Here is a 21,231-nt window from a genome sequence, read left to right on the forward strand (position 1 = left end):
AACCTTGGTTTTCATAGTGAGATAACTTGACAGGGTCAATCTCTAACTTTAAATGAAAATTAGTTAGTCCAAATTTTTTAAAAGAAGGTACAATGAGTCCCAAACCCCTATCTCAATTTCCCATTGGCAGCAAAGTAAAAGTTGTTTCCTTTTGTGGTGGCTGTAAACTACGGGGAAGAATGTGTGCCCTAGGTATTTTTCCTGGAGTTAAATTGGAAATTAATCAAAACTGCCCTCTGCAAGTAAAAGTCAAAGACTCAGTTTTGGTCTTGGGCCAGGGAGTGGCAGATAAAATTTTAGGTATACCCACGGATTAAAAAATGCATGAAATAAGCTTAAATCAAGTAATTACTGATTATTTAACAGGTAAAGAAATAGAATTAACCACCTACGAAGATTTGCGACAGTCTTTGGCCAAAATTTTAGTAGAGGAAAAAGGTTATCCGAAAAAACAGATTAAACCCAAAGTCAAATTAAAAATCCAGTTAAAAGACTGCTCCTATGATATAGTTCTGGATTTTGTAGTTTTTAATGAAGAAAATCAGCCCATGCTTTTACTTGCCTTTTGTGCAGGAGAAGTTGCCTCTTTTGTCAGGCAATATGTAGCTGCAGCCAGGCTGTTTACTCCGCCTATTCCCCTGGTTTTGGTTACAGACACCAAAGAAGCCTATCTGGTGCAGGCCAAAGATAAAAAGGTTTTGGAGAAGGGATATTTTGCCATTCCCACTTATGAAGAATTAAAGGTTCTGGTTCAAAAAGCTCCTCTTCCCAACCTGGAAGCAGTACAAAGAGAAAAGAAAGCTGTGTGGCTCATGCCTATTTTGCCTTAAGTGATAGCTGTTGTTCCAGGGCTTGTCAGCTTAAGGATAAATCTGAGTAAAATTAATCTCTCCTAATTTTTCTATGTGTTGAGCCAGCTTTTCCTTGCTGGCTGTGGCTGTGCCTATTTCTGCTACTACTATGCCGGCAGCAAAATTGGCAATCAGGGCTGCTGTCAAAAGGTCTAAACCACTGGCAAGCCCCAGGGTAATAGTGGCAATTACTGTATCTCCAGCTCCAGTCACATCAAAGACCTTTTGAGCAAAAGTGGGAAGAAGAAAAATTTCTCCACTTTCAGGAAAAACAGCCATACCTTTAGGACCTAAAGTAATTACCAGGTTTTTTAAGCGAAATTTTTCCTTAAGCTTTAGCCCGGTTTGAATAAGACTTTTTTCGTCTTCTATGCGTAGACCTGTTGCTTGCTCAGCTTCTTTTTTATTGGGAGTTAAAAGGTAAAAATCTCGATAAAAAGGATAGTTTTTTTCTTTTGGGTCTACAATTAAGGAAAAATTTGTAAGTTTTTTTAAAAGAGAAGGACAAATACATCCTTTTCCATAGTCTGAGAGCAGTAAGTAGTTGGAATTTATTTTTTTATCTAAAAAATCCAGTAATTTTTTTCTCTCTGTTGTATCTAAGTGGTGGCTTTCCTCTCTATCAATACGCAACATTTGCTGGTTTTGAGCCATAATTCTGGTTTTTATAGTTGTGGGACGCTTATCACTTTCTACCAAATAAGCCTCTATTTTTTCTGCAGCTAAAATTTCTTTAATTTTCTCTCCAGCTTTATCTTTACCTATCACACTAAAAAGAATGGGATTGGCTCCCAGGTGTTTTAAGTTGCGTGCAACATTCCCTGCCCCTCCTAAAAGATATTTATCCTCTTTTATGTGCACTACAGGAACAGGTGCTTCTGGAGAAATCCTTTCTACTTCTCCAAAGCTATATTGATCTAACATTATATCGCCTATGATAGGCAAGGAACAATTTTGTAATTTATTTAAATAGCCTAACAGAGTTTTAATTTTAACCATAATATTTCCTTTTAAATGTCCAAAGAGATATTTAAGAATTTTAAAAGAGAGGAAAATTCTTCTTGGTTGTTGTATTCTAAAATGATTTTCCCTTTTTCCTTATTGCCTTTTACTTTACTCTTTAAGTGTAGTTTGTTGCGTAAACATTCTTCCATTATTTTACTTAAATGTTTATCTACTGTTAAAGATGTTGATTTTGCTTTTTTGGCTTTTTGCGTTTTTTGTTCTACTTCGCGCACACTTAAATTATTTTCGATTATTTCCCTGGCTAACTTTATTATCTCTTGAGGGTCTTTAAGACTGGCCAGGGCTTTTCCATGGCCGCCACTTAAGCTGCCATCTTCAATGAGTTGTTGGACCTCTGGAGGTAAATTTAAAAGTCTTAGTAAATTGGCCACCTGGCTTCTGCTTAAATTTACCTTTTGAGCCAGTTCCTCCTGAGATAAATTAAACTCTTCCTTTAAGGCCTTTAGAGCCTTGGCTTGTTCTAAAGCATTTAAATCTTCTCGGTGGATGTTTTCTATAAGAGCCAGAAAAAGGGTTTCCTGGTCTGATATCTCCCTGATAATGGCAGGTATTTTTTCTAAACCAGCCAATTTAGCCGCTCGCCAGCGTCTTTCTCCAGCTACTATTTGATAGTGATTATCTTTGGGGCGAACGAGAATAGGTTGCAGAACCCCTTCGCTCTTGATAGATTGAGCCAGGTTTTTAAGGGATTCAGGATCAAAATTTTCTCTGGGTTGATTGGGATTGGCTGTGATTAAACTGATGTCCAGGAAGGTTATATCTATTCCCTTGCTTTGTTCTTGCCAATCTCCTAAAAGGGCATCCAATCCTTTACCAAGACCTCTTTTTTTGTTCATTGGTTTATCCTTTATTAAATAAAATCTATCTTTGGAGGCTGATAATATGATTAAAAAAGATATTCAAGGTTTTTACGATGAAACAGGTAATTTAGTGGGAGTTTTTCTCTCGGCCAGGCTTTGGCAGGAAATTGGCTCCAAGATCAACCCTATATTAGAAGAAGCTCTTCTTCAGTTAAAGGGTGAAAAAAGTTTACAGGAAAATACTTTTGAAGTGGAAGAAGTTTTAGAGCCCATGGAGGATTGGGAAAAATTTTTGGCTTTTTGGGATTTTCGTTATCCAGTAGAAAAAAAAGTTTTGTGTAAGCACTGTGGGCAGGAAACAGAAGATTGGACGGTGGATTCGCCGCGCAAGTTTATTTTAAAAGCAGCTAATTTAGGCGGCTTGGTGGCCTTTCAATGTCTGCACTGCAAAGCTAGAGTACTTAAAAGACACTTTAAAGATCACATTACTTATGAAGTAAAACCATTTGTTAAAAGAGGTTAGTTTAAACTAGCCTCTTTTCTACCTCTTTTGCCAAATTTAAATAAGCAATACTTCCTAGTGAACGAATATCATAAGCTAAGGCTGGTTTCCCATGACTGGGAGCCTCTGAGAGGCGCACATTTCTGGGAATTATAGTTTGAAAAACTTTGGGGCCAAAAAATTTTTCCAATTCCTCGCTAACTTGCTGAGAAAGATTAATCCTTTTGTCATACATGGTTCTCAAAACCCCTAGAATTTCTAAGCGTGGATTGATACCTTTTTTTACTTTCTCATAGGTGCGTAAAAGGTGGGCAATGCCCTCCAGGGCAAAATATTCACATTGAATGGGGATAATAAGATACTCACTTCCAGCCAGGGCGTTTAAGGTAAGCAATCCCAGAGAAGGAGGGCAATCAAAGAAGATGTATTCAAACTCTTCTTCTAAGGGTTTTAATAGATTGCTTAAGTAATACTCTCTTTTCTCAAAATCCAACAGTTCTATTTCTAACCCTACCAGGTTAGGATGTCCTGCTAAGAGAGAAAGAAAAGGAAAATCTGTAGGTAAAACGGCCTCTTCCAGGCTTATTTGTTCGCTACAAAGGGTATAAAGGTTATTTGGGTTTTCATTGGGTTCGATCCCCAAACCACTGCTAGCATTGGCTTGAGGATCGCAATCCACTACCAGAACCTTTCTTTCCATTACAGCCAAGGATGCTGCCAGGTTGATTGCAGTTGTTGTTTTTCCTACTCCACCCTTTTGATTGGCAATGGCGATTTTTTTACTCATTGTTTCACGTGGAACATTTATTTAAAAGTTTTATGACAGTAACTCCTAGCTTCAGACAGGGAATTAATCAACATTAAGGTTTCTCTAGGATTTCCCTTTTGTACTGCTTGTTTTAATTGTTTGGCCAAGATGACAAAATCCTCTGCTTCTTCTAACCAGTCTTCACTGGCAAAGTGGGTAAGTTTTTGAGCAAGGTTATAGAAATTTTCCACCTTTGGCAAGGGGGGTAGTTCTCCTTGTCTAGTGCTCTTTTTTAGTTCAAAAAAAGCTTGAGACAATTTTTTCTTATATTCTTTTAAATCCATCGAAAAGACTCCTTTTAGTTTAGTTTGTAGTATTTTTTGTACCAGTCAATAAAGTGGGTAATTCCAGTTTCAATGGGGGTGGAAGGAGAAAATCCCACATCTTGAACCAGGTCGTCAATGTCCGCATAGGTCTTGGGCACGTCTCCTGGTTGAAGGGGGAGGAATTCTTTTTTTGCTTCTTTGCCCAGGGCCTTTTCTATGGCTTTAATAAAGTCCAAAAGTTTTACCGGGTTGTTGTTGCCAATGTTATACACTTTATAAGGAGCTGGGCTTGTGCCTGGGTCTGGATTGTCGCCATTCCAGTGGGGATTGGGTTTGGGCAGGTGATTGGTAAGCCTAAATACTCCTTCTACAATGTCGTCTATGTAGGTGAAATCCCTTTCCATTTGACCGTGGTTAAATACTTTGATGGGCTCATCTTTTAAGATGGCTTCGGTAAAGAGAAAAAGGGCCATATCTGGTCTTCCCCAGGGACCATATACAGTAAAAAAGCGCAGCCCTGTGCAGGGAAGATTGTAAAGGTAGGCATAAGTGTGAGCCATGAGTTCATTGGCTTTTTTAGATGCTGCGTAAAGGCTTATGGGGTGGTCCACATTATGGTGAATGGAAAAGGGCATTTTGGTGTTGAGTCCATAGACTGAACTGGAAGAAGCAAAAATAAGATGTTTGACCTGAAAATGGCGGCAGCACTCCAGTAGATTTACAAAGCCCACAATATTGCTGTCCACATAAGCTTTGGGATTGATTAAGCTATAGCGGACTCCTGCCTGGGCAGCCATGTTGATGACGTAATCTGGTTTTTCAGCTTTAAAAAGTTCAGTTAAAGCCTGATCATCTGCCAGGTCTACCTGGTAGAATTTAAAGTTGTCTGACTTAATTTGAGCCAGGCGGTCTTTTTTTAGTTGCACAGAGTAATAGTCGTTTAAGTTGTCCAATCCAATTACTGAAAATCCTTCTTTTAAAAAGCGTTGCGCTAGATGATAACCGATAAAGCCAGCTACCCCTGTAATCAAAACCTTCATGCTTTCTCCTTTTTATATATCTTTTGCTCAAGGCTTTATTTAGTTAAGGAAAATTTTTCTTTTTAGCAATAAAGTAGTTTAAAGAAAAAAATAAGCCTTTTGTCTAAAATAATTTATTCAAATAATTTGACATTGTTTAGGTAACTTCTGTAAATTCTATAGAACATTTTTTTAATTTTGGAGGACAAGATGGAACAATTTCCAAGAATGCATAGGTTACCCCCTTATGTTTTTGCTGTGGTGAATGAACTGAAAATGCAGATGCGCAGACAAGGAGAGGATATTGTGGATTTGGGGATGGGCAATCCTGATATCCCCACTCCTAAGCATATAGTAGATAAACTGGTTGAAGCAGCTCAAAAAGGCATAAATCACCGCTATTCTGCTTCACGGGGAATTCCCAATTTACGTAAGGCCATTTGTGACTGGTATAAAAGGCGTTATGAGGTGGAGCTGGATCCAGAAAGTGAGGCAGTGGTTACCATGGGTGCAAAGGAAGGGCTTGCTCATCTGGCCCTGGCCATGCTTAGCCCAGGAGAAGTGGTTTTTGCTCCAGATCCCACCTACCCTATCCATCCCTATTCTGCCATTATTGCCGGAGCTGATGTAAGAAGAATCCCTATTGATCTGGATAGGGATTTTTTTGCTGATTTACTTACTGCTACTAGGCAAACCTGGCCTCAACCCAAACTCTTAATTATTTGTTATCCTCATAATCCCACTACTGCTGTTGTAGATGTGGATTTTTTTCAAAAAATTGTAGATTTTGCCAAAGAGCATAAAATGTATGTGATTCACGACCTGGCCTATGCGGATCTTTGTTTTGATGAGTACAAGGCACCCAGCTTTTTACAGGCCAAAGGGGCCAAGGACGTGGGCGTGGAATTCTTTTCCATGTCCAAAAGTTATTCCATGGCTGGTTGGCGAGTGGGGTTTTGTGTGGGCAATCCCCAGATGGTACATGCACTGACCAGGATTAAGAGTTATCTGGATTATGGTATTTTTCAACCCATTCAGATTGCTTCCATTATCGCCTTAAATGGTCCCCAAAAGTGTGTATGTGAAATCAATAATATCTATAAAGAAAGGCGAGATGCCCTGGTGGACGGATTAAACCGTATTGGCTGGGAAGTACCCAAGCCTAAGGCCACTATGTTTGTTTGGGCCAAGATTCCTGAAGAGTTTCGTTCCATGGGGTCAGTGGAGTTTTCCAAGCTCTTGTTAAAAGAGGCTAAAGTGGCTGTAGCTCCTGGACTGGGATTTGGTTCTTATGGTGATGATCACGTGCGTTTTGCTCTGGTGGAAAACAGGCACCGTATTAATCAGGCTATAAGAGGGATTAAAAAGGTCCTGGGAGGATAAGGGGTGAAAAAAGTTAGAATCGCTTTAGCTGGTTTTGGCACTGTAGGTACAGGGTTGGCCAAAATTATAAGGGAAAACGAGGAATGGATTAAAAAACGCACAGGTGCAGTTTTAATTATAGAAAAGGTTTTGGTCAGGGATATAAGCAAACCAAGGCCCTTTGTGCCCCACCCCACCACTACTTTTACCACCAACCCTGCTGAATTGCTGGAAGGTAATCCTGATATTTTGGTAGAGCTTATTGGAGGAACCAGTTTAGCCTATGAATTGATTAAAAAGGCCTTAGAAAAGGGAATTTCTGTGGTCACAGCCAATAAAGCCCTTTTGGCTACCAGGGGAAAAGAGCTTTTGTCTTTGGCTGAGGAAAAGGGAGTTGGGCTTTATTTTGAGGCCAGTGTGGGTGGCGGAATTCCCATTGTGGAAACTTTAAAGGAGAGTTTGGCTGGCAATAGAATTACTTCTATTACTGGGATTTTAAATGGCACAGCCAATTACATCTTGACCCAGATGAGTCAAAAGGAATGGGACTTTTCCACTGCCCTGGCTGAAGCGCAAAAGCGTGGCTATGCTGAAGCTGATCCTACCCTGGATATAGAAGGAATAGATGCTGCGCATAAACTGGCAATTTTAATTTTTTTGGCCCACGGGGTTGTATATCCCTTTGAAAAATTACGGGTAGAAGGCATAACAGACCTTAGTTTAAAAGACATTTCCTTTGCCCAGGAACTGGGGTATGTCTTTAAACTCATTGCCCAAGTAAAAGAAAAGTCAGGTTATTTACAGGCAGGTGTGTTTCCGGCCCTTTTGCCTAAAAACCACATTCTGGCCAAAGTGGATGGGCCTTATAATGCCATTCTTTTAAATGGGAATGCCGTAGGCCCTATTATGCTTTATGGACAGGGTGCAGGAGATTTACCCACAGGTAGTGCAGTGTTGGCAGATATTATTTCTCTGGTGAAGAACAATAAGCAGGTCAATAATACTGGTTTTATTGAATCGCCTTTTGAGCCTGCAAAAATTTTAGAACCCTTATCTGTGGTCAGTGAGCATTATTTTCGTTTTTCTGTATTGGATAAACCCGGAGTTTTAGCTGCTCTGGCTGGAGTTTTGGGTGAATACAACATCAGTATTGCCCAGGCCATTCAAAAGGCTTCCCCTTCAGAGAGAGCTGTGCCTGTGGTCTTTTTGACCCACAGAGCAAGGCTTAAAGATGTAAAAAAGGCCATAAAAGAAATTGATAAATTTGACTTTATCGTCAATCCCACTGTGCACTACCCTATTTTACCTTAAAAGAAAAAAGGATAGACAATGAAATATCTGGTATTGGTTGCTGATGGCATGGGAGATTGGCCGCTTCAGGAATTGCAAGGAAAAACTCCTTTAGAAGCAGCCAACACGCCTTATTTGGACAAGCTGGCTTCCAAAAGCTTAACCGGTTTAGCCAGGACCATTCCCCCGGGATTTCCACCCGGGTCTGATGTGGCTAATATGGCTATTTTGGGCTATGACCCGACTAGATACCATACGGGCAGAGGCCCAATAGAAGCCAGAGCCTCTGGTCTTGAGACTGCAGACAAGGACCTTATCTGGCGGCTTAATTTAGTTAGCCTTAGTGAGTTTTCCCCTCAAGGCAGAATGCTGGATTATGCAGCTGGCCACCCACCCCAAGAAATAGCGTTAAAACTTATAGATTTTATTAAACAAAACCTAAAGACCAGCTTGTTGATTTATCCTGGCGTACAATATCGGCATCTTTTGGTAGAGCAGGAAGGAGTAGAAAAGTCTTCTGCCCAGCTAAACATTAGGCCCCCTCATGATATTTTGGACCAGGAGATTGAAGCAGATTATGAGAGTTTTGCTGCTTATCCCCTGCTTTTTGAATTTTTAGAAGAAGCCCATAAGCTTTTAAAAAACAATCCCTATTGGCCCAAAGCCAATGGACTTTGGCCCTGGGGACAGGGGCCTGCTCTTAGTTTGCCCAATTTTTTTGAAAAATCTGGCTTAAAAGGGGCAGTTATTTCTGCTGTAGATTTAATTAAAGGCTTGGGCAGAGCTGCTGGGCTGGAAGTACTGGAAGTAGAAGGGGCTACTGGCCTGGTGGATACCAACTATCAGGGTAAGGTGGAGGCAGCTCTTAACTTTTTAGACCAGGGTGATTTTATTTTTTTACACTTAGAAGGCCCTGATGAAGCTGCGCACAGTGGCAGTTTAAAAGATAAAATTTTAGCCATAGAGCGTTTTGATGAGTTGGTTTTAGGCAAGTTGCTTGCGAGTTTAAAGGAAGATTTTGCTTTATTAATTTTGTGCGACCATCTAACTCCCCTGGTTAAAAGGACTCATGTAGATGACCCTGTGCCTTTTTTGATTTATTCTTCTAAAAAGGAGTGGGCAGGAGTGAGCTATTTTTCAGAGCATAGTGCAGACAGGAGTAGGCTGATTGCCGGGCCAGAACTTTTATCTTTTTTTCTGGAGCAGGTAAATGCATAAGCAAGAGTTTCCCAAACCAGAGGTCTGGCTGGAGCATAGAGTCAGTTATGGAGAAACCGATGGCATGGGCGTGGTTTACTATGCCAATTACCTTCACTTTTTTGAGCGGGCCAGAAATGCCTTTTTGCATAAATTGGGCTTAAGTTATGTGGAGATAGAAGAGCAGGGATTTTTTTTGCCAGTAAGGGAAGCTGGTTGCAAATATTTGCGACCTGCCAGGTTTGATGATTTGCTTTTGATTCGAGCCGGGATTAGCCGATTTAAACGGGCATCTTTAGTTTTTGTGTATGAAGTATGGGATGGAAAACGGGAAAACTTGCTGGCTACAGGTTTTACTGAGCATGCTTGTGTGAATAAGGAGGCTAAACCCACTGGCCTACCCTCCTGGTTAAAGGAGAAAATCTTTAACCAATGTTAGATGTTCATTGCCATGCTTTCCATCCCAAAATTGCAGAAAAGGTAATTGTTTTTTTAGAAGAGCACTATGGTATCCCTGCTCAGGGCACTGGCTTGAAAGAGGATTTAAAAAAACACTTAAAGGAGGCTGGTTTTAGCAAAGCAGTGGTGCTCTGTGCTGCTACAGGAGAGCATCAGGTTATACCTGCCAATAACTGGGCTATTTCTTTAAAAGAAGAGCCAGAGTTTATTCCCTTTGGTTCCTTGCATCCAGATTATCCTAACTGGCCCAGAGAACTTAGAAGACTCAAAAAACACAAAATCAGGGGTATAAAACTTCATCCAGATTTTCAGGGTTTTGATTTATCTTCTCCAAAACTTTATCCCCTATTAGAAGAAATAGGTGAAGATTTCTGGTTGTTGGTACATGTGGGAGATAATTTGCCCCCAGAAAAAAATCCCTCTTCTCCTTATAAGCTGGCTAAGGTTTTAAAAGACTTTCCCGGGTTAAAAGTTATTGCTGCCCACCTGGGAGGCTATTTACACTGGCCAGAGGTATTGGAGCATTTGGTAGGCAAAGAAGTTTTTCTGGATATTTCCAGCACCTTGCCTTTTATTGCTCCAGAGCTTTTAAGAGAAATTCTTCAAAAACACCCGCAGGAAAAAATACTTTTTGGCTCTGACTATCCCCTTTTTTTACCTGGACAGGAAAGGCAGAGGATTTTAGAGCATCCTCTTTTGGGAGAGAAGTTTTGGCAAAAACTGGAGGAAAACAGTAAGTGGATGTTAGAAAACCTGCTGGTTTGAACTTAACCAGGCAAGATTATTGGGCCCTGGGCCTTATTCTTTTGGGTACCTTGCTTAGGCTTTTTATTGTTTTAAGTGGGGAATTAAACCTCTATACCGATGAAGCTCAGTATTGGGATTGGAGCCGTTCTTTAGACTTTTCCTACTATTCCAAGGGCCCATTGATTGCCTACTGGATTTGGTTCTGGACCAGGTTTTTTGGCCCTACAGAGCTGGGAGTTCGCTTTGGTGCGCTTTTTAATGTTTGTATTTTTCAACTTTTATTTTTTTGGGGACTAAGAAAAATCTGTATTTTAAAGGGATACAAAAATAGTTTAATACCTCTCTGGACTTTAATTATTGTAAATAGTTCTCCTCTTTTTTTAGTAAGTGGGATTTTAATGACCACAGACAATCTTTTGGTATTGTGTTATTTAATTTGCCTCTTTTCCTTATATTTTTATTTTTCTACAGAAGAAAAAAAATATCTTTTCTTAATGGGTATTTTTTTTGCTTTGGGCATTTTAGCTAAGTATACCATGCTTATTTTTTTACCCTTGACTTTGTTTTTAACTTTTAAAGAGAAGAAAAAATTATTCAAAGAAATTATTCTGGTATTACTTTTATTTGCCTGTATAGGGATTTTGCCTATTTTAAAGTGGAATTTAGACCACAACTGGGTAGGTCTAAAGCATGTTTTATACCGTGGAAGTCTTGCTGGCAACAAGGCCAAGGATTTTTTTAGATTAAGCAAGGTCCCTGAGTTTCTGGGAAGTCAGCTGGGAGTTCTTACCCCCTGGTGGTTTATTTTCTTTTTTTGGGGAGGGCTAAAGTTGGGACAAAAAAAATATGCTTTTTTAACTGCCTGGGAAAAGAATTTTTTGTTTGTTTTTACCTATCCAATCTTTTTGCTTTTTTTCTACTTAGTTTTCACACCAAAATAGAGCCCAACTGGCCTGCCTTAAGTTATATTGCAGGTATAGTGTTTATTGCCTTAGTTTTTAAAAGTATTTCCAAGAGGTCAAAAGTAATTTTATTGGTACTTAGTGGGTTTATTTTTGTAATTTTTCATAGCCTGCCTTTTTTACACCTTCCACCCAAGCTGGACCTGTTGCAGCGCATGCGAGGGTATCAGGAGTTGGGAGATAAATTAAAAGTCTGGCAACAGGAGCGGTTTTCAGAGCCTGAAAAGGTCTTTTTGCTCAGTGATACCTATGGAGTTACAGCAGAGCTTTCCTTTTATGGTCCAGCACAAAAACGCGCCTATTGTGTTAATTTGGGCCGCAAGTTAAACCAGTATGATATTTTTGGACCTCCTGAGGATAAAAAAGGATGGGATGCTATTTTTGTGAGCAAGGACAAGGAAAAGCGCATACCAGAGAAGTTGTTGAGGATGTTTTCCAGAGTGGAAGGCCCTTTTTGGCTGGAGACCAGGAATAAAGATAAACGGGGCATAACTTTTACCTTGTTTTTTGCCTATAATTATAATGGTTACTGGCCTAAGCCAGAAAAGCATACCTTTTAGTTTAGAGGTAAGAAGTTTTTACTGGAAGTAATATAACTATGTTTTTTAAAACACCTTGGTGGGACTTAAAGTTTTTTTGGTGGGTCAACCAGGGCCTGCGCAATGAAGTGTTAGATTTTTTAATGCCCTTATTTTCCAGTAAGCTTTTAGGGGCTTTTTTAGTGGGAATACTTTTTGGGGTGGTGATATACAAAAAAAATTGGTCCAGGCTGGTTGGCCTGGGTTTGCTGGTTATTTTACTTGGACTTTGTGATTACTCTCTTAATTTCCCCAAAAAAGCCATTGGTCGGGTTAGGCCTTTAAATGCTCTGGCTGGAGCTAATTTTTTTGAAGATGGTAAGTGGCAAAAAAGGCCTCTTAATTTTATTCCTGACAAAAAAAAAGGACACTCCTACCCTTCTGCTCATGCAGCCAATTCCTTGCTTCTGGGCTTGGCTTTGGGAGTTATTTTTAAAAAAAGATTTTTGAGATTTTTATTTTATCTTTTACCCTTAGCTGTTGGATTTTCCAGGGTGTATTTGGCCAAGCACTATCCCCTGGATGTATTGGCTGGATATCTTTGGGGAAGTATGTTTTATCTGTTATTTCTGGTTTTACTCCCTTATCTTGAGGTGCTTAAATGGGAAAAGTGGTTTCAAAAGAAGAGTTTTTAAAGTTAAAAGAAAAGTTTCAGGGCAAGCGTATTGTTTTTACCAATGGTTGTTTTGATATCTTACATCCAGGTCATGTGGACTACTTAAATAGGGCCAAAGAACTGGGAGATATTCTGGTGGTGGGGCTGAATTCAGATGCTTCTGTGAGAAGGTTAAAGGGAGCCAAGCGGCCAGTCAATGGGGAGCAAGACAGGGCCTTTGTTTTGAGCAACTTAAAGGCAGTGGATTATGTGATTATTTTTGAAGAAGATACGCCCTATGAACTTATTCAGGCTATAGAACCTGATTTCCTGGTTAAAGGTGGTGATTGGCCTGTGGAAAAGATTGTGGGCGCAGATATTGTTTTAAAAAAAGGTGGCCAGGTACTTAGCCTGGAATTTTTACCCGGTTATTCCACTACTTTTCTTATTGAAAAAATTTTGACTCTGGAAAAGGAGAAAAAATAAACTTGACCTTGGGAAGCAAGTTGAATAATAAATTTCTTTCCTGGTGGTGAGTGTAGCTCAGGTGGTAGAGCCCCTGGTTGTGGCCCAGGTGGTCGCAGGTTCAAGTCCTGTCACTCACCCCAAAATGAAAAAAGCGGATCCCTTGGATCCGCTTTTTTGTTTTTTCTCTTTAAAATTTACCAGCCTTGCAGTTCTCACCTTTTGACCAAATTCAATTTGGCTCTATTCTCGCTTCTTTTGTGTATGATTTAGACTTTACTGCTTAACTTCTTACAATCCTTTTTTCATCAAGGAACAATTCTGACAGAAGTCAAAAAAAAAAAACTTGTACCCGGAAGGGGAGATGTCGCAATCCTTTTTTCATCAAGGAACAATTCTGACTGCTCCTAACTTGGCTAGGTAACTAGGTAATTAAAAAAAGGAGGTCGCAATCCTTTTTTCATCAAGGAACAATTCTGACAGGAGTAAAGATGACTGTAAAAATCAATTGGAGATTTTTAAACTGTCGCAATCCTTTTTTCATCAAGGAACAATTCTGACAAATAAAAAGGAATTATCAAATTTAAACGGAGTGTTTGATGTGTCGCAATCCTTTTTTCATCAAGGAACAATTCTGACTTTGGCTTATGAAGAGTATGGTATGGGTTTAATTTTAGGTCGCAATCCTTTTTTCATCAAGGAACAATTCTGACAGGTAAAAAATGAAAAAGAATTTAAAAGAAATGGGAAGAGTGTCGCAATCCTTTTTTCATCAAGGAACAATTCTGACGATATAGTGAACGGTAACTACTCAGAAAGGGATTACAACATTGTCGCAATCCTTTTTTCATCAAGGAACAATTCTGACTTGTGTGAAATCCTTCCTGAATTTATCCAAAATATGACATCAAGTCGCAATCCTTTTTTCATCAAGGAACAATTCTGACCCTGAAGCCCTAAGTCCCAACTTAGGTGGTATATGTAGGGGGTCGCAATCCTTTTTTCATCAAGGAACAATTCTGACTCTGTCTCTTTTATTTTTAAGTATTTCAATATATTATGCCCCAGGTTGCGCCAACCTCCTGGTAAAAAATACTTATTGGAGTTGTTTTCAGGAAACTTTTTAAAATTAATTAAATTATTTCAAGTCCTTATCTCTTGCGCCGACCTCAAGGGTATTAAGCCCTTTTTTAGTCTTGAAAAGGGTTGGCGCAAACTTTTTTAACCCCTTCTCTTTTGTCCAAAAAGCAAAATTTGTTATTTTTTAGCCAAAGATTAAGCTTTTGGCAACTTTTTAAACTTTGTTTTTAAAAAGAGAAACAATAAGTTCTTTTTTTCCAGCAAAGAGCCTGAGATAAAAAAGTTGGGGGAAGTTCTGAGGGCTAAAAAGCTATCCAGGTTTGTTAAAATTTCTTCACTGTTTTTTTGGAGCTGGCTAAAAATTCCTGGTTGTTGAAAAAGATAGGTTTTTAAGTCTTCTGCATTAAACAGGAGTTGTTGTTGAAAGGTTTCCTCCTGTAGCTCTAACCTTCCTTCCAAATTTACATCCAGGCCTGTTTTTACTTTTAAATCCTTTGCTTCTTTCAAGGGAGAAGTTAGCTTTTCCTTTAAACCGGGGTTGATAACCAGGCTATTTTGCTCCAAAAAATCTAGGAGTTGATTGTAGCTTTGTACTACCTTTTGCAGGTTGTTGAGAAGAGGATTATAATCAGCAACTACTTCAAAAAATACATTACCACTTTGTTCTTGTAACAACTCCAGGCCAATTTTACCCTCTTTAAAGGAAGCCAGGTTAGAAGGTAAGCAAAAGGAAGTGCCACTTATTTTGAATTCACTATCCACTCCTGGAGTGGCCGTGCCTTTTAGTCCAAGCTTTTCTAGAGGCGAACTGGTGCCATCGGTAAAATAAAAACGCTCCTGGAATTTAGGGTTGTTTATTTTTAGGTGCAGGTATTGGTAGTCAAAGGGATAGATTTTATCCAGGAGGTAAAAGCCTTTTTGCTTTTTTACTTGAAACTTTAGTTTTTGCTGACTTAAAACCTCCAGTTTTGCTCCCAGTTTATTAAAAAGTTGAGCGTAAGTTGTTTGGGGGGTGAAAATTAGATAGTCCTTGAGCGCACTTTTTAAAGTTTTCCAGCTAGTGTTACTATCTATATCACCTGGAGAAAAGCCCAAGTTTTGGACTATATCTTGCCAGTTGCTGGTTTCCTGAACCAAAGAAGAGGAATCACTGCTTAAAAGGTTAAGTTTATCCAGAGCATCCTGGTCTACAACTGCCAGATATACTGGATAAGAATCCTCTCCTAGAGTAAAGGTAAAGTCATAATGTCCCAGGTCCCAGTTTAAATTGGCCCTGGGGTCAAAAGCAGTGGTGTTGAAACTAGCTGGAGCAAAAACCTGGGGAGTGGTAAGGGAATAACTCTGGGTAAGAGGAGTTTGCCTGAAGATAGGCTCTTGAAAGTTCAATTGCTTAAAAAGAAATCCCGAAGTTTCTTTTACCCTAATAGGAGTGGTACTAAATTCATAAGGAGTGGAAAGGGCTAGAAAAGTGCCTGTATTGGGAGTGGGTGCTTTTTCCCGGCTTGTTTTTTGGTTTATGATTTCAGCCTGGAGGTTTAGTTTGGAATTGTTAATAACTTCCTTTAGCCTGCTAAATAAAGAGCTTGCTGTATCGCCCTTTTTAACTTCTACTTCCAGGTCCTGGCTCTGGTCTCCTAGCTCAAGAGTAAACTTATAGGTTTTAGGCTCTATGTTTAATACTTCGTCAGGGGCATAAGCCCTGCTTAAGAGACGAAAGTAGGGCTTATCCTCTGCTTCCAGCTGGGCTTTCAGGTAGTGGGGATTGGGGTTGAGGACAATTTTTTGCGAAGTAATAAAGGAATGGGGCAAGTCAAAGTCGTCCAGGTCCTTTTTAAGAGCAACAAGATAGGTTTTTAATTTTAGACTAAACTGGGATTCTTTCTGAGTTTTGGCTGTACTCCACTTTTTCAGGTTAAAAAAAGTGGTTAGCCTTTCATTTAAAGGCGTGGAGAAAATTTTCTGCCAGAAAGAAAAGGTCATTTTTAGTATTCTATCTTTTCCAGAGTAAGTCCTTTGGCTGGGGCTGTAGGTGGCCACATTTCCCTTTTAGGGGTTTTAAGAAGTTTTCGGACAAAGTCCTTATCCACTTTAGCTTTACCCAAAAGCCAGACCAGGCCTGCAATATTGCGCACCATTTGTTTGAGAAAGCCATCTCCCTTTACCCTTAGAATTATCTCCTGAGGATAAGGCCCTGGCTCTAGTTTTAGCCAGTAAAGGTTGCGAATGGTACTTTTTACTGGGGTACCTGTATTCATAAAGCTGGCAAAGTCGTGCTCTCCTTGCAAAAGGGATATCCCCTCTTCTACCCTTGGCAAATCCAGAGGACCACACTCCCAGACAAAGGGATAACGCTGCGGCAAGACATATTCTGGCTCTAACCAGAAACTATAGGAATAGGTTTTGTTTTTAGCTGAAAAGCGGGAATGAAAATCAGAACTCACCTCTTCCACTTTTACTACGGAAATGTCTTTGGGTAAAAGGCCATTTAAGGCTCTTTGCCAGGGTATGGCTATTTTGTCTTGAGGCGGGTCAAAGTGAGCCACCTGTCCCAGGGCGTGCACCCCTGCATCTGTGCGCGAAGCACCGTGCACCCTTATGGGTTGCTGGCAAATAGTGCTAACAGCTTTTTCCACTTCTCCTTGAATAGTGGAGACATTTTTCTGAAGCTGCCAGCCGCCATAACGACTACCCAGGTAAGCAAGCGTTAGTTTTAGACGCATTTTAGGTGTTTGAAAGTAAGATTTTTAAAAAAGACGGCTAGCCAGATAGTATTTTCCCCTTGACTTGTCCACCCTGCTTTTTATTGGCCAAAGGGAGTTTGGAGTTTGGTTAGCTTTTCTGATAAGGTAGCGGCCTTTTTGGTTTTAATGTAAGAAAGGATTTCCCCAGCCTTGCGGCCATTCATTCCTGCCAGAATTTTGACAGCCAGGTCCTCATCTAAAGTTTCCAAAACCTGGGCTGCCTGTTGAGGTTTCATGTTGGCATAGACATCTACCAGGTGTTTTATTTTCTTATTTTTTAAGACATTGGCTTCTTCTAACATCTGGTTTATATTGGCTTCCATCTTTTTTAACTCTGCCAGTTTGCTATCTATTCTTTTTTCTAATTCCTTTAGCGAGGCTTCCTTTTGCATTAGTTCTTGTTCTTTGGCTTTGAGCTTGCTTAATTCTTCAGAAAAGTTTTGAGGTGAAGTCTTTTCAGGGGTTGGTTGAGCTTTTTTTCCTGGGCAGTGGCTATGGCTGGATTTAAGGGAAGTTGATTTAAAGTAGAAGAAGTAACACTTTTTTCCCATTCTGGATAGAGTAGATAACTCAAGGTCAAGGCTATCTTGAGAAAACTAAATAAAATAAGCAGGTTAAAAAGAGTTTTCCACTTTATGCTGGAAAGACAGAGTTGCCACTTCGTCCAGTTCTTTTTGTTCTTTTTGTTTTTGTTCATGGATAAACTTTTCCCATTGTTTTTGTTTTAAGTTTTCTAAAACCTTTTTTCCTTGTTGCGTTTTAATACCTCTTGCCGCCAGAGAGTGATTTCCTGGCTTAAAATGTGCTGTCTTTGTAAACAGATTTTTAACTCTGCTTCAAGTCCTTTTAGGTGTTGCTGGGTAAGGAAAATTTCCTTACCCTGGATTTGACCAGAGGCAAAAAGTTGTTTTTTGCTTAGCAAAATAGCTTCTCTTATTTTTTGTTCTCTGGCTACTTCTTCTTGATAGGCTTTTTGAGCCTTGCTAAGCTCTATCTGGGCTTGTTCCAGTTTTTGTTTTTTTAGCTCTAGAATTTTTTCTAGGGAAAATTTAAACTTGGGCATTTGCAGATAACCTATCCAAAAAATGTGCCTATTTTTAGCAAAGGAGAATTTATGGCCAGAAATATTTACTTAAAAACAGTAAGTATTGAAGAAGCAATCGCAAAGGTTCAACAAAAGATAGATAAAAAGTCTTTTTTGGGCTCAAAAATAGTTCCCAGCGAGCAGGCCATAGGTATGCGCCTGGTTGCTCCCCTGTATGCCAGATACTCCTCCCCTACTTTCCATGCTGCTGCCATGGATGGCATTGCTGTGCGAGCCAGGGATACTTTTCTGGCCAGAGAGGGCCAGCCCTTATTGTTAACACCAGAGAAAGATTTTGTTTATGTAAACACAGGAAATCCTTTGCCCCAGGGTTTTGACGCAGTAATCATGATTGAGGAAGTGGTGGAGCTGGAAGATGGCCAGGTGAGCATTGAAAAGCCAGCCTTTCCCTGGCAGCATGTGCGAAGGATTGGAGAAGATATTGTGGCCAAGGAGCTCCTTTTCCTGCCAGGCACCTTTTAAGCGCCTATGATGTGGGAGTGCTTTTAAGTGCTGGCATCTTTGAGGTGGAAGTGGAGGAAAGATTGCGCTTGGCCATTATTCCCACAGGTGATGAAGTTTTGGATTTTACCTTAAGGCCAGAGCCCAAACCTGGAGAAGTGGTGGAAAGTAATTCTCAGGTCTTAGCTGGCCTGGCCAGGTCCTGGGGAGTGGAAGTAAGGCGTTTTGCGCCTGTGAAGGATGACTTTGCGCTTTTAACTCAGGCTGTAGAAGAGGCCCTAAACTGGGCCCATATTGTGGTCATGGGTGCAGGTTCTTCAGCTGGGAGTAAGGACTTTACCAGGCAGGTAATGGAAAGCGTGGGTGAGGTGCTGGTGCACGGCATAAAGGCCATGCCTGGCAAACCTTCTCTTCTGGGAATCAGTAAGCAGGGAAAGCTTTTGGTCGGAGCACCAGGTTATCCTGTAAGTGCGGTAATTTGTTTTGAATATCTGTTAAAACCTCTGGTTTACTGGTTAAAAGAAGAACCTTTGCCCAGGGAAGAGGAAGTAGAAGCTATTTTGAGCCGCTCTTTACCTTCTAAGCTGGGTATTCGAGAGTTTGTGCGAGTGGGTGTGGGTAAGGTCCAGGATAAGTATGTAGCCATTCCCCTGCCCCGAGGAGCAGGCATGATTACTTCTCTTTCCAGGGCCACAGGCTTGTTGACCATTGCGGAAAATAGTGAGGGCCGGCAAGAAGGGGAAAGGGTCAAGGTCTCTCTTTTAAGGCCCAGAAGAGAAGTGGAAAATTCTCTGCTGGTTATTGGCAGTCATGATAACTTGCTGGATGTATTAAAGGATTTACTTAGAAAAGAAAGGGAACCAGTATATTTATTTTCAGGACATGTGGGAAGCCTTGGCGGGTTAAAGGCCATTGCTAAGGGCTATGCCCATCTTGCTGGAACCCATCTTTTTGACCCGGAAAGCGGGGATTACAACTTCCCTTTTGTGCAGAAACTTTTGGGAGAAGAAGAGGTTGTTTTGGTCAACTTGGCCTATCGGCAGCAAGGACTTATCCTTCCCAAGGGAAACCCCAAAAAGATTCAAGGGCTGGAAGATTTAAGACGCAAGGATATTGTCTTTATCAATCGGCAAAAGGGAGCAGGCACCAGGATTTTACTGGACTATCACCTGCAAAAGTTAGGCATCTCCCCTGCTGAAATTCAGGGGTATAACCGCGAAGAATATACGCATATGGCAGTGGCGGTAAATGTCCTAACTGGTACTGCTGATTGTGGTTTAGGGATTTTGGCTGCAGCCAGGGCTTTGAATCTGGACTTTATTCCTCTGGTGGAAGAACGCTATGACCTGTTGTTAAAAAAGGACTTATTGAAGGATAAGCGGGTTCAAAAATTACTTGCTTTATTACAGAGAGAAGAGTTTAAAACCCGGGCTCAAGAACTGGGAGGATATGACCTGAGGTCTAGCGGTCAAGTAATGCAAGCAAAAAACTAAGCTCTCCCCAAATGATGTGGGCACCTAAAAAGTCTCCATTTAACCCCTGGTGTTTTTGACCCAGCTTGTACAGGTATAGACTGGGTAAGAGGTGGATAAATATGGCCCAAAAATAGGTTTTAAGGCTGGTCAAAAATAAGACGCTTAAGAAAGATAGACTTAGGTTAAGGAGTAGATTTTGAAAATTGGCACCTTGCAAAAAGATTCTACCCATGCCAACAGAGCGAGCCAACTTTTTACTAAAGTAGGCAAAGGGCGTTAGGTTTAAACGGCTAAAAAGCACCAGGGCTATTATTTCCCCGGGAGAGGATACCTCTTGCAAGAGTACATATTCACTTAAAAGACCTAAAATGAGCCCCAGACAGGCAAAAATACCTACCCTGCTGTCCTTTAACACCAAAAAAAACTTTTCCTTCTGGGCATTACTGCCCACTCCATCCAGGATGTCCCCAAAACCGTCCCAGTGCAGTGCCCTGGTTAAAAAAACCAGCAAAACCAGGCTAAAAAGGGCCTGTAAATTTTTAGGCAAAGGCAAAAAATAGGGAACGCTGGCCAAAGTTCCCAGAATAAGGGCTACAGGGAAAAAATAAGCCCAGCTGGCTGCAATGTCTTTTTCTGTGGCCACTACACCTTTGTCCAAAAGGGTTAAGAAGGAAAGAGTAAGGCGAAAGCGCTTTAGGTGTTCCATTGCCAGCTTATTTCCTTACCTGGATAGGTATTTAATTTTTGAGCTAGATTGTCTTGGTTTAAACAAAGCTCCCAAAAGCCTTGACTTCCCTGGAGCAGACCCACTTCTCCTGCTTTTAGCTCTGCATAGGTTTTAACTACCCGTAAGGGAAAATTTTCTAACACCCCCTTTTGCCCCAAAGGGAAAGCATAGTGCTTATTTTCCAGGTTTAAAAGGAGATTTCCAAATTGGTCTTGATAGTAAATAGTAGCTTTGACTTGAGAAGGGGTAAGCACTGGCCTGGGCAGGGCAAAGGTTTTGAGTTCTTTAAGAGGTACTTCTTTCCACCAGGTTGGGTCTATTGGTTGCTGGGCCAGATGGGCAGCTACCCTGGCAAAGATATCCCTGCCGTGAAAGGTAGAGGAAGCCGGGAATTTTTTTTCTAAAAAATAAGCTTGTTGTAAAAGCTTATGCTGGACAAAAAAGCTAAGCAACCCGTTGTTGGGTACGAGAAAAGAGTAATCCTGGTTTTTGGCCAGGACAATTTCTCGCTTGCTACCTACCCCTGGGTCTACAATGCCTACAAAAAGGGTGGAAGGGGGAAAGTGTTTATAACTGGTAAAAAGGACAAAACTTCCTTCCAAGACATTAAAGGAAGAGATTTGATGGGTTAAATCTAGAATAGGGATTTGAGGTGCCTGTTTTAAAAGGGTGGCTTTGACCTGAGCTACATAAGGGTCTTTTAAGCCAAAATCTGTAAGCAAGGCAATAAACATT

Annotated in this window: 24 protein-coding genes, 1 tRNA gene, 1 pseudogene and 1 CRISPR repeat array; of the genes and pseudogenes, 14 read left to right on the plus strand and 12 right to left on the minus strand. The window is 40.5% G+C overall.

What is annotated here, in order from left to right:
• The first annotated feature begins 92 nt into the window (after positions 1-92).
• Together ACZ42F_RS10260 and ACZ42F_RS10265 are read left to right on the plus strand one after the other, a co-directional pair.
• Positions 93-317, plus strand: coding sequence for a FeoA family protein (locus tag ACZ42F_RS10260; RefSeq protein ID WP_464278910.1), 225 nt, complete (start codon positions 93-95; stop codon positions 315-317).
• A 3-nt stretch (positions 318-320) separates the two neighbouring features.
• A complete protein-coding gene (locus ACZ42F_RS10265; protein WP_464278911.1) occupies positions 321-830 on the plus strand; it encodes a type I restriction enzyme HsdR N-terminal domain-containing protein in 510 nt (169 codons plus the stop codon).
• A 30-nt stretch (positions 831-860) separates the two neighbouring features.
• On the opposite strand, the gene rfaE1 is transcribed toward ACZ42F_RS10265, so the two are convergent.
• Together rfaE1 and ACZ42F_RS10275 are read right to left on the minus strand one after the other, a co-directional pair.
• The gene (rfaE1, locus tag ACZ42F_RS10270; protein WP_464278912.1) at positions 861-1,850 is read right to left on the minus strand and encodes a D-glycero-beta-D-manno-heptose-7-phosphate kinase; all 990 of its coding nucleotides are present in this window, start codon (positions 1,848-1,850) and stop codon (positions 861-863) included.
• Positions 1,851-1,861: 11 nt separating this feature from the next.
• Positions 1,862-2,713: a ParB/RepB/Spo0J family partition protein gene (locus ACZ42F_RS10275; RefSeq protein ID WP_464278913.1), complete on the minus strand. Its 852-nt coding sequence runs from the start codon at positions 2,711-2,713 to the stop codon at positions 1,862-1,864.
• 46 nt (positions 2,714-2,759) lie between these two features.
• Between ACZ42F_RS10275 and ACZ42F_RS10280 the strand changes: the two genes are divergently transcribed.
• Positions 2,760-3,200, plus strand: coding sequence for a hypothetical protein (locus tag ACZ42F_RS10280; RefSeq protein ID WP_464278914.1), 441 nt, complete (start codon positions 2,760-2,762; stop codon positions 3,198-3,200).
• Position 3,201: 1 nt separating this feature from the next.
• Here the strand turns inward: ACZ42F_RS10280 and ACZ42F_RS10285 are convergent, their stop codons facing one another.
• Genes ACZ42F_RS10285 through ACZ42F_RS10295 form a run of 3 tightly spaced genes read right to left on the minus strand, consistent with a single transcriptional unit; the run spans position 3,202 to position 5,293 of the window.
• Positions 3,202-3,966 (minus strand): ParA family protein, encoded by a 765-nt coding sequence (locus ACZ42F_RS10285; RefSeq protein ID WP_464278915.1) that lies wholly within the window; start codon positions 3,964-3,966, stop codon positions 3,202-3,204.
• A gap of 17 nt (positions 3,967-3,983) precedes the next feature.
• Entirely contained in the window at positions 3,984-4,271 is a 288-nt protein-coding gene (locus tag ACZ42F_RS10290; protein WP_464278916.1) for a GAK system XXXCH domain-containing protein, read from the minus strand.
• A 14-nt stretch (positions 4,272-4,285) separates the two neighbouring features.
• Positions 4,286-5,293 carry an NAD-dependent epimerase gene (locus tag ACZ42F_RS10295; protein ID WP_464278917.1) on the minus strand — a complete coding sequence of 336 codons (1,008 nt, stop codon included), beginning with the start codon at positions 5,291-5,293 and terminating at the stop codon, positions 4,286-4,288.
• 189 nt (positions 5,294-5,482) lie between these two features.
• Here ACZ42F_RS10295 and alaC point away from each other — a divergent pair, with 189 nt between their 5' ends.
• From alaC to ACZ42F_RS10345, 10 genes are all read left to right on the plus strand, one after another.
• Positions 5,483-6,655 (plus strand): alanine transaminase, encoded by a 1,173-nt coding sequence (gene alaC / locus ACZ42F_RS10300; protein WP_464278918.1) that lies wholly within the window; start codon positions 5,483-5,485, stop codon positions 6,653-6,655.
• Positions 6,656-6,658: 3 nt separating this feature from the next.
• Positions 6,659-7,945 (plus strand): homoserine dehydrogenase, encoded by a 1,287-nt coding sequence (locus ACZ42F_RS10305; protein ID WP_464278919.1) that lies wholly within the window; start codon positions 6,659-6,661, stop codon positions 7,943-7,945.
• 18 nt (positions 7,946-7,963) lie between these two features.
• Positions 7,964-9,142, plus strand: a complete 1,179-nt coding sequence (locus ACZ42F_RS10310) for a cofactor-independent phosphoglycerate mutase (protein ID WP_464278920.1) — start codon at positions 7,964-7,966, stop codon at positions 9,140-9,142.
• Positions 9,135-9,560, plus strand: coding sequence for an acyl-CoA thioesterase (locus ACZ42F_RS10315; protein ID WP_464278921.1), 426 nt, complete (start codon positions 9,135-9,137; stop codon positions 9,558-9,560). The genes ACZ42F_RS10310 and ACZ42F_RS10315 overlap by 8 nt, the downstream gene beginning before the upstream one ends.
• Entirely contained in the window at positions 9,554-10,345 is a 792-nt protein-coding gene (locus ACZ42F_RS10320) for an amidohydrolase family protein (protein WP_029967642.1), read from the plus strand. Before ACZ42F_RS10315 ends, ACZ42F_RS10320 begins: the two co-directional genes overlap by 7 nt.
• Positions 10,318-11,268 carry an ArnT family glycosyltransferase gene (locus ACZ42F_RS10325; RefSeq protein WP_464278922.1) on the plus strand — a complete coding sequence of 317 codons (951 nt, stop codon included), beginning with the start codon at positions 10,318-10,320 and terminating at the stop codon, positions 11,266-11,268. The genes ACZ42F_RS10320 and ACZ42F_RS10325 overlap by 28 nt, the downstream gene beginning before the upstream one ends.
• Before the next feature lie 38 nt (positions 11,269-11,306).
• Positions 11,307-11,849, plus strand: coding sequence for a hypothetical protein (locus ACZ42F_RS10330; RefSeq protein ID WP_464278923.1), 543 nt, complete (start codon positions 11,307-11,309; stop codon positions 11,847-11,849).
• 38 nt (positions 11,850-11,887) lie between these two features.
• Positions 11,888-12,502 carry a phosphatase PAP2 family protein gene (locus ACZ42F_RS10335; protein ID WP_464278924.1) on the plus strand — a complete coding sequence of 205 codons (615 nt, stop codon included), beginning with the start codon at positions 11,888-11,890 and terminating at the stop codon, positions 12,500-12,502.
• The gene (gene rfaE2, locus ACZ42F_RS10340) at positions 12,469-12,948 is read left to right on the plus strand and encodes a D-glycero-beta-D-manno-heptose 1-phosphate adenylyltransferase (RefSeq protein WP_029967635.1); all 480 of its coding nucleotides are present in this window, start codon (positions 12,469-12,471) and stop codon (positions 12,946-12,948) included. Before ACZ42F_RS10335 ends, rfaE2 begins: the two co-directional genes overlap by 34 nt.
• Before the next feature lie 46 nt (positions 12,949-12,994).
• Positions 12,995-13,070, plus strand: a tRNA-His gene (locus ACZ42F_RS10345).
• 147 nt (positions 13,071-13,217) lie between these two features.
• A CRISPR array of direct repeats spans positions 13,218-13,951; the repeat unit is 36 nt; unit sequence GTCGCAATCCTTTTTTCATCAAGGAACAATTCTGAC.
• A 251-nt stretch (positions 13,952-14,202) separates the two neighbouring features.
• Here ACZ42F_RS10345 and ACZ42F_RS10350 read toward each other — a convergent pair.
• The 5 genes from ACZ42F_RS10350 to ACZ42F_RS10370 all read right to left on the minus strand — a co-directional run bounded on the left by ACZ42F_RS10350 (position 14,203) and on the right by ACZ42F_RS10370 (position 17,811).
• The gene (locus ACZ42F_RS10350; RefSeq protein WP_464278925.1) at positions 14,203-16,044 is read right to left on the minus strand and encodes a hypothetical protein; all 1,842 of its coding nucleotides are present in this window, start codon (positions 16,042-16,044) and stop codon (positions 14,203-14,205) included.
• Positions 15,990-16,727 (minus strand): tRNA pseudouridine(38-40) synthase TruA, encoded by a 738-nt coding sequence (gene truA / locus ACZ42F_RS10355; protein ID WP_029967628.1) that lies wholly within the window; start codon positions 16,725-16,727, stop codon positions 15,990-15,992. Before truA ends, ACZ42F_RS10350 begins: the two co-directional genes overlap by 55 nt.
• A gap of 80 nt (positions 16,728-16,807) precedes the next feature.
• Positions 16,808-17,140 carry a MotE family protein gene (locus tag ACZ42F_RS10360; protein WP_464278926.1) on the minus strand — a complete coding sequence of 111 codons (333 nt, stop codon included), beginning with the start codon at positions 17,138-17,140 and terminating at the stop codon, positions 16,808-16,810.
• A gap of 29 nt (positions 17,141-17,169) precedes the next feature.
• The gene (locus tag ACZ42F_RS10365; protein ID WP_464278927.1) at positions 17,170-17,445 is read right to left on the minus strand and encodes a hypothetical protein; all 276 of its coding nucleotides are present in this window, start codon (positions 17,443-17,445) and stop codon (positions 17,170-17,172) included.
• A gap of 36 nt (positions 17,446-17,481) precedes the next feature.
• Positions 17,482-17,811 (minus strand): hypothetical protein, encoded by a 330-nt coding sequence (locus ACZ42F_RS10370; RefSeq protein WP_464278928.1) that lies wholly within the window; start codon positions 17,809-17,811, stop codon positions 17,482-17,484.
• A gap of 51 nt (positions 17,812-17,862) precedes the next feature.
• On the opposite strand from ACZ42F_RS10370, the pseudogene ACZ42F_RS10375 reads away from it, so the two are divergent.
• A pseudogene (locus ACZ42F_RS10375) lies at positions 17,863-19,787 on the plus strand (molybdopterin biosynthesis protein).
• Here the strand turns inward: ACZ42F_RS10375 and ACZ42F_RS10380 are convergent.
• Together ACZ42F_RS10380 and ACZ42F_RS10385 are read right to left on the minus strand one after the other, a co-directional pair.
• On the minus strand, positions 19,756-20,475 hold the full coding sequence (locus ACZ42F_RS10380; RefSeq protein WP_464278929.1) for an adenosylcobinamide-GDP ribazoletransferase: 720 nt from the start codon (positions 20,473-20,475) through the stop codon (positions 19,756-19,758). The pseudogene ACZ42F_RS10375 and the gene ACZ42F_RS10380 overlap by 32 nt on opposite strands.
• Positions 20,463-21,230 carry an SAM hydrolase/SAM-dependent halogenase family protein gene (locus tag ACZ42F_RS10385; protein WP_464278930.1) on the minus strand — a complete coding sequence of 256 codons (768 nt, stop codon included), beginning with the start codon at positions 21,228-21,230 and terminating at the stop codon, positions 20,463-20,465. The genes ACZ42F_RS10380 and ACZ42F_RS10385 overlap by 13 nt, the downstream gene beginning before the upstream one ends.
• Position 21,231: the final 1 nt, after the last annotated feature.

The sequence above is a fragment of the Desulfonauticus autotrophicus genome (genome assembly GCF_055381725.1).

Coding starts and splice junctions, on each gene's coding strand:
- ACZ42F_RS10260 (WP_464278910.1), top strand. CDS start 93: ATGAGTCCCAAACCCCTATCTCAATTTCCCATTGGCAGCAAAGTAAAA.
- ACZ42F_RS10265 (WP_464278911.1), top strand. CDS start 321: ATGCATGAAATAAGCTTAAATCAAGTAATTACTGATTATTTAACAGGT.
- rfaE1 (WP_464278912.1), bottom strand. CDS start 1,850: ATGGTTAAAATTAAAACTCTGTTAGGCTATTTAAATAAATTACAAAAT.
- ACZ42F_RS10275 (WP_464278913.1), bottom strand. CDS start 2,713: ATGAACAAAAAAAGAGGTCTTGGTAAAGGATTGGATGCCCTTTTAGGA.
- ACZ42F_RS10280 (WP_464278914.1), top strand. CDS start 2,760: ATGATTAAAAAAGATATTCAAGGTTTTTACGATGAAACAGGTAATTTA.
- ACZ42F_RS10285 (WP_464278915.1), bottom strand. CDS start 3,966: ATGAGTAAAAAAATCGCCATTGCCAATCAAAAGGGTGGAGTAGGAAAA.
- ACZ42F_RS10290 (WP_464278916.1), bottom strand. CDS start 4,271: ATGGATTTAAAAGAATATAAGAAAAAATTGTCTCAAGCTTTTTTTGAA.
- ACZ42F_RS10295 (WP_464278917.1), bottom strand. CDS start 5,293: ATGAAGGTTTTGATTACAGGGGTAGCTGGCTTTATCGGTTATCATCTA.
- alaC (WP_464278918.1), top strand. CDS start 5,483: ATGGAACAATTTCCAAGAATGCATAGGTTACCCCCTTATGTTTTTGCT.
- ACZ42F_RS10310 (WP_464278920.1), top strand. CDS start 7,964: ATGAAATATCTGGTATTGGTTGCTGATGGCATGGGAGATTGGCCGCTT.
- ACZ42F_RS10315 (WP_464278921.1), top strand. CDS start 9,135: ATGCATAAGCAAGAGTTTCCCAAACCAGAGGTCTGGCTGGAGCATAGA.
- ACZ42F_RS10320 (WP_029967642.1), top strand. CDS start 9,554: ATGTTAGATGTTCATTGCCATGCTTTCCATCCCAAAATTGCAGAAAAG.
- ACZ42F_RS10335 (WP_464278924.1), top strand. CDS start 11,888: ATGTTTTTTAAAACACCTTGGTGGGACTTAAAGTTTTTTTGGTGGGTC.
- rfaE2 (WP_029967635.1), top strand. CDS start 12,469: ATGGGAAAAGTGGTTTCAAAAGAAGAGTTTTTAAAGTTAAAAGAAAAG.
- truA (WP_029967628.1), bottom strand. CDS start 16,727: ATGCGTCTAAAACTAACGCTTGCTTACCTGGGTAGTCGTTATGGCGGC.
- ACZ42F_RS10360 (WP_464278926.1), bottom strand. CDS start 17,140: ATGCAAAAGGAAGCCTCGCTAAAGGAATTAGAAAAAAGAATAGATAGC.
- ACZ42F_RS10365 (WP_464278927.1), bottom strand. CDS start 17,445: ATGAACAAAAACAAAAAGAACAAAAAGAACTGGACGAAGTGGCAACTC.
- ACZ42F_RS10370 (WP_464278928.1), bottom strand. CDS start 17,811: ATGCCCAAGTTTAAATTTTCCCTAGAAAAAATTCTAGAGCTAAAAAAA.
- ACZ42F_RS10380 (WP_464278929.1), bottom strand. CDS start 20,475: ATGGAACACCTAAAGCGCTTTCGCCTTACTCTTTCCTTCTTAACCCTT.
- ACZ42F_RS10385 (WP_464278930.1), bottom strand. CDS start 21,230: ATGTTTATTGCCTTGCTTACAGATTTTGGCTTAAAAGACCCTTATGTA.